The organism is Imperialibacter sp. (assembly GCF_040222815.1).
Lineage (GTDB): Bacteria > Bacteroidota > Bacteroidia > Cytophagales > Cyclobacteriaceae > Imperialibacter.
Genome location: NZ_JAVKCH010000054.1, coordinates 1 through 9,175, shown reverse-complemented (window position 1 = coordinate 9,175; position 9,175 = coordinate 1). Strand labels below are relative to the sequence as shown.

The following is a 9,175-nucleotide window of genomic DNA, read 5'->3' as shown; positions in this document are numbered from 1 at the left end:
TGCGCTCACCCGGCTATTTGTTACTGCTACGCCTGCCCAGCCTCTCACCTGGCTTACCTTCCAGTTCCCTGAACTACTCCAGCCAGCACCTCCCATTTGGTCGTAGATTTTAACCAGCGCTGTCGAGTCAGACGTTAGCTCTGTTGAGTAAAGGGTGTGTGCCTTTATGGTATCACTGTAGTTAGTAGTATCGGTAGCGGTGTAGCCTCGAACTCTGTAAAAGTAGTCGGTGGCGTGGTACAATCCGCTAACTGTTGCACTGGTGTCTGTCGTAACCAATGGATTGAAGCCAGTCAGCTGACTGGCAAACAACTCGTCGGTAGCCACTTCCAGCAGATAACCGCTGGCGTTGGCCACAGAGTCCCATCTGGCTGTGAAGCTGAAGGTGGTTATGCTAGTCGCCGCTGACGCAACCACGCTTAAACTTTCCTCCAGCGTTCTGCTCTCTGTCAATGGTTCTGTTGTCAGGTAATTGATGGTTGCTCCTGCGCCGTTGTAGGCGTATACATCGTAATCCACCAAGGTCCCCAGCTCTACGCCAGACAAGTCATCAGTGAAACTTGTGTCCGATCCCGCATACACCACGTACTGATCACCATAGCTGGCTCCTGCTGCATATTCCGTCCCATCTTCAGGTACAGTACGAGACGTCGGCGTATAGTACCGAAGCACAAGATACCCCTCCGCTCCGTCAGCAGCCGCAGTAAAGTTACCGCTCATCTGCCGGCCCGGTTCCAGGCTTAGGACAAGCGCTGTGGGCTGGCTCAGCGGTTCAGTAGCAAGCAACGCTTCTGCCCCAGTTTGGATGTTCCCGGTCAACGGGTTAACGCTATACACTATTCCGCTGCCGCCGCCATTGTATCCAAATACATCGTAGGTATAATCCGTCTCGAAAGACAGCCCACTATCGGCAAACGTGGTGCCAGCGCCAACCATTATTACCGTATTGTCGGCAGAAGGGTTACTGCCTTCCGTGAGCTCTGTGCCGGTAACCGGGCTGTAAGCTACCGCTGCCGTAGGACGCCTGATCACTAAATAGCCCAAGGCTCCAGAACCTGTAAAGCTCCCATTTACCTCATTGGCAGCTGCAAGGCTTAGGTTCAAGGCTGTGGGGGTGACCGGAGTTGCCGAAAGTGTAGTAATGTTGCCGGTCAATGCGGTCGTGCTGTATACAATGCCAGCCCCACTGCCATTGTAGGCATACACGTCGTAGGTGTAATCTGTTTGGTTGGCAAGACCGGCGTCTGTAAAGACAGTAGTTGGGCCCACAGCTATCACGTGGTTATCAACTAATGGGTTGCTGCCAGCCGTTAACTCTGTGCCGTCAACTGGGCTGTAAGCTACAGCTAGTGCCGGGCGTCTGATCACCAAATAGCCAGAAGCTCCACTCCCTACGAAGCTTCCATCTACCTCATTGGCAGCAGCAAGGCTTAGGCTCAAGGCTGTGGGAGTGGCCGGGGCCACAATATCTCCAACCGACAACGGATCACTCGAAACATCAATGCCGGTGACCGTTCCAAATGCTGCAGTGAAGCTGGCGTCATCCACAGAAAAGGTAATGGGAGAAGGCGTAATTCCTGCCCCGGTTGCCACATCGACCACCAGGAAGTAGTACCTGCCTGCGGTGTAGATCCCCCCGAAAAGCGGTGAAAATTCTACTGAACTAGCTGTAAGTGAAGAGGAATTGTATGTGTCATTGTCAATCAAGGTAGCAAGGCTGTTGTCCAGTGAAATAACTAATCGGTAGTTCTCCAGGTAGGTGTCCGGATCCGATGAGAAGTTGACCTTCAACCCGGTTACTTCTCCATAAGGATCAGCAGCCACGAGAAACTCCATCAAAGTAATATCTGAAGTTCCTGCCGAAACATTCACGTCACTGCCAGTCGCATTTTGAAGGGTCGCCGTAAATAACGGATCAGCATCAAAGGTAATACTTGGGCCGCCGTAGCTAAATGCCTCAACCGTTACCGAGCTTACATCAATACCAAAATTATCTGTGCTGAATTGAATACCCGGCTGGGTAGGGTTGGCCTCTGGTTCTGCATCTGCTACCAGGAAAATATAATGAGTACCTATTGCTAAACCGTACGCCATAGAGGCAAACTCCAAATCAGTCATAGAGAAAAAAGGACTACTGCCAATCAGGGTGTTGTCACCGGTGGTGCCGAACAAAGCATCAGTAGAATGGTAGAGCCTATAGTTACCCAGGCTTGCCGACAGGTCAACGTTGGTGGTAAAGGCTAGCCGATCCAGATCGGCAGCGTCAGTGAGGCTGATGCTCAATCCTGCGACCACCACATCGGTGTCGGGATAGGAAACAGTACCCGTTGGTATTTCCCCGTTTGCCGCCGCCACCTGTAACTGCCCTAACCCTGCCTGAAATTCAAAAGCACCAAGGTCTACACTCAGCCCATTGTATCTCGGATTATTGGCCAGGTCATGGGGCAGCTTCTCGGTAAAGTTTCCATCCCCGTCTTCATCGAGGAAATCTATGTTCAAGTAGCTGTTCAATAACTGGTTGTCTCCAAGGTCAATGGCCAACGACCCTGACAGGAGTCCGTAGTTGCCTCCAGCTCCATCAATGAAGTCAGGATCGGCATCATATACATTGACATCCGAAACGCTACTATACGCCAGCGGATCCCAATATTCAAGAATAGAATTGGAGACGAAGAATGGCCCACCATCGCTGATGCTCATTTGGCTGCCCAACAGCCCTGCCACCGAACTATTACCCCAGAAAATAGAGTTATTTATTTCAATATTTGCACCTGAAACAAAACTTAATCCACCGGTACCGTCGTTCGATGAGTTGTCAGCAAATGTCGAGTTTACGGCAATGAATGTGGAGAGATCATCGGCATGCACCGCACCGCCATTGTCGTAAGCGAAATTGCCTGCAAACAAGTTCTGAAAAGCCTTATAGTAACTTTCACTCAGATAAAGCCCGCCTCCGCTCACAGCGTCCTGCGTGTTGCCGATGAACTTGTTGTAATATCCAGGAGTCTCGTCGTTCAGGTTTGAACCATCGAGGTAAAGCCCAGCCCCAGCCACACCACCATTGTACTGGAAAATAGACCTGTAAATAAAGGGGTCTGAACTGTCCAGATAGGCCCCTCCACCGGTGGTAGCGTAGTTGTTTTGAAAATGGGTTTTGAGAAAAGTAACTTCCCCGGTTGTAACATAAGCACCACCTCCACTACTGCCTGCTTTGTTGTACTCAATCACCATGTTATTCAGGCTGAAGTCGGCACTGGAAGAATAAATTCCCCCGCCCGACGTGGCAGCATTACCCCCGCTGATTGTAAAGCCATCAAGAAAAACTCCCGTCACATTGTTTATGATAACGACGTTGTTCGAGTTGTCGGCAATGAAGGTAAAGCTCGTATCGTCGTCGCCAGTCAAATCACCAGTCAAAACAGTTTGTGCCGGGTCAGCAAAACGCTGCGAAAGATTTGTTTCAGTCCCATCAAAACCACCAAGAATCTCCAGGTCATTCTGTGTGATAACAAAAGAAAGGGACGTATTACCAGCATCGGCCCCGTCAGGCAGATACACCCCATTAGCAAGCCATATCTGGTCGCCGCTGATAGCAAAAGCCAGGGCATCCTGCAAGTCGACAAAGGCATCGGCCCAGGAGGTGCCATCTTCAAGACCTGACGCTGTAGCGTTCACATAAATAACAGTTGGCACCCGTGAGCCTGCTTCCACTGAACCGATGTCAGGATTGCCATCATACCTTGGTGCTCCTCTTTGATCATATTCACTGCTCTCTGCCGGCGAACCAGCGTCAATAGCAGGGCTTCCCACGCCAGGGAGGTGTGTTAAAGTTGGTCCGCCGTTATCGGCAAGTGGCTCCAGCAAGGCAGCTATAGGGGTAATATTGTCCCCAACCAAGTCATTGGTGAGGGGGCTAAATGTCATTCCGGAATTGTCGCCGACAAGATTGTAGTCGGCTGATGTGAAATCACCAAAGGCATCTGGATAGGTGTCGTCCAGGTTCCCAGCCAAAATGGTATTGTTTAATGTGACTGCTCCCAGAGAGTTAAAGTAAATGCCCCCTGCGTAGCCTGTTAGGTCACTATCACTATCGGCCTGATTGAGGGTGATCGTGGCGGAGTATATATTTAGCGATCCAGCGGTAACTTCAATGCCGCCTCCGTAGTTCAATGCTGAATTACCGGATATTGTACTCCGACTAATTGTCACCAACGCATTTCCCGAGTAGCTGATCGCCCCGCCGCTATTGGCAATATTATCGTTAAAGGTAGAGTTGCTAAACACAAGGTAAACTGTGCTGCTAGCCCCGGCAACAGCTCCTCCAAGGTAGGCTTCGTTCGCTTCAAAGGTCGTATTTTCTGTAGAAATGAATCCCTTTTCAGCATATATCGCCCCTCCATCAAAGTCGGTTACGTTCCCGTCGAAAACACTATTGTCAACCAAAACCTGGCAATCTCCCAAAATATTGAATATGGTTCCGCTGGCACCAGTGAGGCTGTTGCCGGTAAAGCTTGACTCGTTGACCAATACTTGCGGTCCTGCTCCAAAAAACTCATCCTTCAGGTGAAACATCGGATGGCCTTGCATAATATTGTCAAAAAAACTGCAACTCTCGATAATGAGGTCTTCTTTGATGGTTAGCAGCGCACCCACATTTCCGTCAATGAGGGCGTCGGTATAGTTCACGTTGGTGAAATTGAGGTGACGGAGGGTGAGCGGGGCTGTAGCACTGAAAACCCTCACGCCAAACACACCAAGGCCCTGGTCTACGTCGCCAGAACCATTGATGACTAAGTTATCTACCTCATAGCCGTTGATCACCAGGTGCTTGCTGCCAATATCGAGGGTTGAAAGCACGGTGATTACTGAGCTGGCGGGCAGGTTGAATCTGATAGTATCAACAGAAACCGTACTGGCATCCAAAATCGCCTGACGTAATGAACCAGGGCCTGCATCAGCGGTGGAAGTTACAATTAAGGAAGAGGGTACGTCATCGTAGAGATAGACTTTGTCAAAACCCACCCCGTCATAACTGGTTTCACTTGTCTCATTCGTCACAAAACGAACCCTAAACCTCACTGGGCCGGTAAGATTAATCGTACTTAGGTTATAGCTGTACTCCTGCCAGCCTCCAGAGCCGTCGGACCAGCCATCGGTGCCTGACACTGTTCCTGCCGGAGGGTCACTAATGACGTTGTACCAGTTGGGGTCGCTGGCCTGGCCCAGCACATGCCAAAGACCATCCGTCGATGAATATTCTATGTAGGCAATATCATTAGCATAGTCAAAGGTTTCGAGCCCATCACCAGCATTGAAATTCATATCGTAGATCAGCGAAAAGCGGAAGGTCGGATTCGTAAGGCCTGAAACGTCAAAAAACGGGCTTTCAATGTAGCTGTCTTCGTTGGAATTATAGCTTGATTCAAGGCTAGTTGTAAAAACCTGTGCGCCATCTGCTGCATCATTAATTACCGAACCGCTGGGGAATCCGCTATCCCAAGAAGGATTCGATCCCCCAACCATCCAACCACCATCTCCACTTTCAAAGCTTTCAAAATAGGGAAAGGCGGCGATCGGCTCAATTATTTCAATGTCAGCGTTGAAAACATCGTCTGCGGGAACTTCATCACCCGCAAGGGTTATACTTACCGCAAGCTGATACGTTCCAACACTCGCCAGATTGGCCAGGCTGGTAAAGGCATATTCTTGTGTTTGCAGCGGGTTAATGGTGGCTGTGAACATTTCTGTTGCGGTTATTGCCCCCGGGTTGATTTCATAGCTAACATCAAAGTTCTGAATAGGATCCTGACCAAGGTTAGTGATTCTGGCCTTTACCTGATAGTCGCCGGTAGGTGCGGTAAATGGCGATGTGATAGCGGTGACACCTGCATTGGTGGTGGCGTCGGACACATAGATTGAGTAGTCCTCAGTTTCGCCATAGTCGTATGTGCCGCAAGCCTGCACGTCTCCGGCAACCGTCGTCTCCATCAGCACTATGCGCAACTTTAGCAGTGCATTGGTCGCTGCGTCTATGGGCACCGTGATGTCGTCACTAAAATTGGTCGGCGACAGGCTAACCGTCGACGTGTATACCAACTCGCCAGGTGAAAAAACAAAGTCGTTGTTCCAGTCTACAAAAATTTTGGCTATCTTATCATAGTCACCGCCACAAGTGCCTACATCCAGTGAGAAGGCATTCACAGATTCGGGCGCCACTAAAATAATTTCTGAGCTATGGTCAGTATATGTTTCGCAGGAGAGGGCGTTGGTTGTGCTAACACCCCCCATGGAAAATGCTACTATCTTAGAGTCAGCGGCATCGGTGGCGTACGAGGCGCAATATTCTGTAGCACAATTCTCGGTGTCGCCGTCAAAGATCCAGGTGAAGTTTGTCTCAATCGCTTGCCTGTCTGTAGCAGATGCACAGTAGTAGAGGCCGGTCACACCAATAGTCACATCAGGTTGAAGGGTCAATAGGGCCCAGCCACTCAATGTGGCGTCGTAGTTAGCAATGGTCAACCCCGAATTGCTAAGCATTCCTGACATCCCTGATACGTTCGAAATATTCCACGTTGCTAAAGAATTGTTAAATAAGGAAGCATTGCTGAACATCAAGTCCATACTTGTTACACTACTCACATCCCAGGAACTCAGGTCCTGATTGAACAAGGGGGTATTAAGAAACATACCTGTCATATCTGTCACGTTGCCAACGTTCCATGTACTTATGTTTTGATTAAAAGATTCAGCTCCGGCAAACATAAGATTCATGCTTGTAACACTGGCAACAGTCCAACTACTGAGATCCTGGTTGAAAGCAAGCGCCAGGTCAAACATATGTTCCATAGTAGTGACGTTGCTTACATCCCAGCCGGCAAGACTTTGGTTGAAAAATAGGGTACTAGTAAACATATAGCTCATGTCAGTGACACTACTTACATCCCAGGAACTCAGATCTTGATTGAATTGAGAACTGTAAAACATGCCAGTCATACTGGTCACGTTGCTTACATCCCAGGCACTCAAATCTTGATTAAAGGACGAAGAGTAAAACATGTAACCCATGTCAGTGATGGTACTGACATCCCAGTTCCCAATATTTCCGTTAAAAGATGTTGCCCCGCTGAACATACTGTTCAAACTCGTTACGTTGTTCAGGTTCGGTGCATCTGTTGCATTGTAGAGAAAGAGACCGCAATCAAGAAAAGCAGATTCCATGCTGGCCCAGGCGATATCGCCCCACTGCTCAATCGTCCTGATTTTGTCCTTTTCTGGTCCGCTATTAAAGTAAATTCTGGGAAAATCACCGGAGATCTCGATCTGATAGGTATCTCCGTTAGTTAATCCAGTTATTTGATAGTCGCCTGTTTGTCCGGCAATTGAGCCGTCTCCCTGAAGCGCTGACGTCAGGTTGGTCCAAGTGATATCGTAATTGTAGGTAGGGCCAAAAAATGTTGGGATGGTAATAGTGCCGTCAGTCGTTACCCAGGTGGTGATAAAGGGACTGCAAAGCTGGCCGGCGTCAGTAATCGTCCAGCTTGAACCTGCTACAAGCAATGCTCGCTCTGAGGAACTATTGCAAAAGTTAACTCCTGATGCTCCAAGAAGCACTGAAGTTTCAAGAGGCGACTGCCCCGCCCAACCTATGAGGGATGCATCATAGTTAGCTGTGGACAAACCACTGTTGTCGAACATGAATTCCATATTTAACGACGCCCTGCTGGCACTGGTCACATCCCACGCACCAAGATTTTGGTCAAAATATCCCGCATTCTCGAACATATATGACATATCCGTCACTTTTGACACGTCCCAATTGCCTATGTCTTGATTGAAGTAAAAGGCAGAGGAAAACATGAAACTCATGTCAGTGACATTAGCTGTATTCCAGCCACCTATATCTAAGTTGAAAGATGTACTTTCAAACATGCTGGACATATTTGTCACGTTGGCTGTATTCCAATTACTAAAATCAGCCCCTGCAAATACCTCAGGGTAGGTGGTTTGGAAAAACATAAAAGACAAATCAGTCACATTGCTCAGATCCGGAGCGTCTGTCGCCGTAATCTCCATATTTATCGCCCCATAAAATGCTGATTGAAAAGACGTCCAGGAGATGTTACCCCATTGCGAAAGACCAACTATTTTTCCCACATCTCCAGTATTATTGAAATAGATGCGGGGGAAAGCGCCAGTGATGTGCACCCGGTAAGTCCCAGCAGTTGGCAATACAAAGCTATGAGGCTGGTTGCCATCATTAAACGGTCCCTCCGAGCCGTTATTTGTGCCCTCATTCCCTACTTCCTCCCAGGTAATATTGTAATTATAGCCAGTACCTGTGGTGGGTATGGTGATTGACTCACTTGCAGTTGTGGTCTCCCATGTGGTGATAAAAGCCTGTGAAAAAGCTTGCGAAATATTAAGGCATAGTAAGCCTAGCAAGGTCAGAAAACTGGCTTTGTAAAATTGCTTCATTTTGAACCGCATCGAGAATGCAATTGAGATAAACTAAAAAAAAGAGGAACTAAAAAAGGAAGTGTTATTAATAATAACTGGCAGCCAAACGTCCTTAAAACTACACGAAACAGTTTCAATTTCCTACCTGTGTGTTTTGAACGGCACAACATAATGATGCCAAGACAACGATGAACAATCCTTTGTCTTGCAAATCATCTTTCTACTTCCTCTACGCAATAACACCCCTCGTCGATGTTATCGTATTGGCTTTGAAGCAAATAGGTTTGTTTACTTACTAATCCAGATTTTAAATGAGGTGATGTTGACTCCGTTGTTTTCAAGGTCGTGAAATCTGAGAATATACATCCCGTTTCTTATATCGGTGACATCTAAAGTCAGGTCTTCATTCTGACCTTTGCTTAAACGGGCCTTCCGCAACGTCTGCCCCGTCATGTCGATCAGCTCCGCTTCAACCCTGCCCTTCACAAGCTTCTCATACCTTATCGTGATATAGTCGGCAGCCGGGTTAGGGTACACCGTCAGCCCTTTGAAGTAATCCAAATAGATACCCGTTTCCTCCACCTTGGTCACCACAATGCTGGTAGGAGTAGCCAACGCATTGATACGGATGCTGTTCTGCTCAACACCTGTGCCGCCCCCCAACTGGAAGTCCACAAATGAGGTCGGATCCATCGGGATGCCCGGATACTGTATGTTG

The 9,175-nt window shown here is 48.4% G+C and carries 2 protein-coding genes; both read right to left on the bottom strand.

The window, feature by feature from the left end; genetic code table 11:
- The coding region (locus tag RIF36_RS25870; protein WP_350119491.1) for a BspA family leucine-rich repeat surface protein at positions 1-8,475 on the bottom strand (8,475 nt) is incomplete at its 3' end.
- Positions 8,476-8,745: 270 nt separating this feature from the next.
- Positions 8,746-9,175, bottom strand: a 430-nt coding sequence (locus RIF36_RS25865; RefSeq protein ID WP_350149702.1) for a T9SS type A sorting domain-containing protein, incomplete at its 5' end; no start/stop codon positions are given.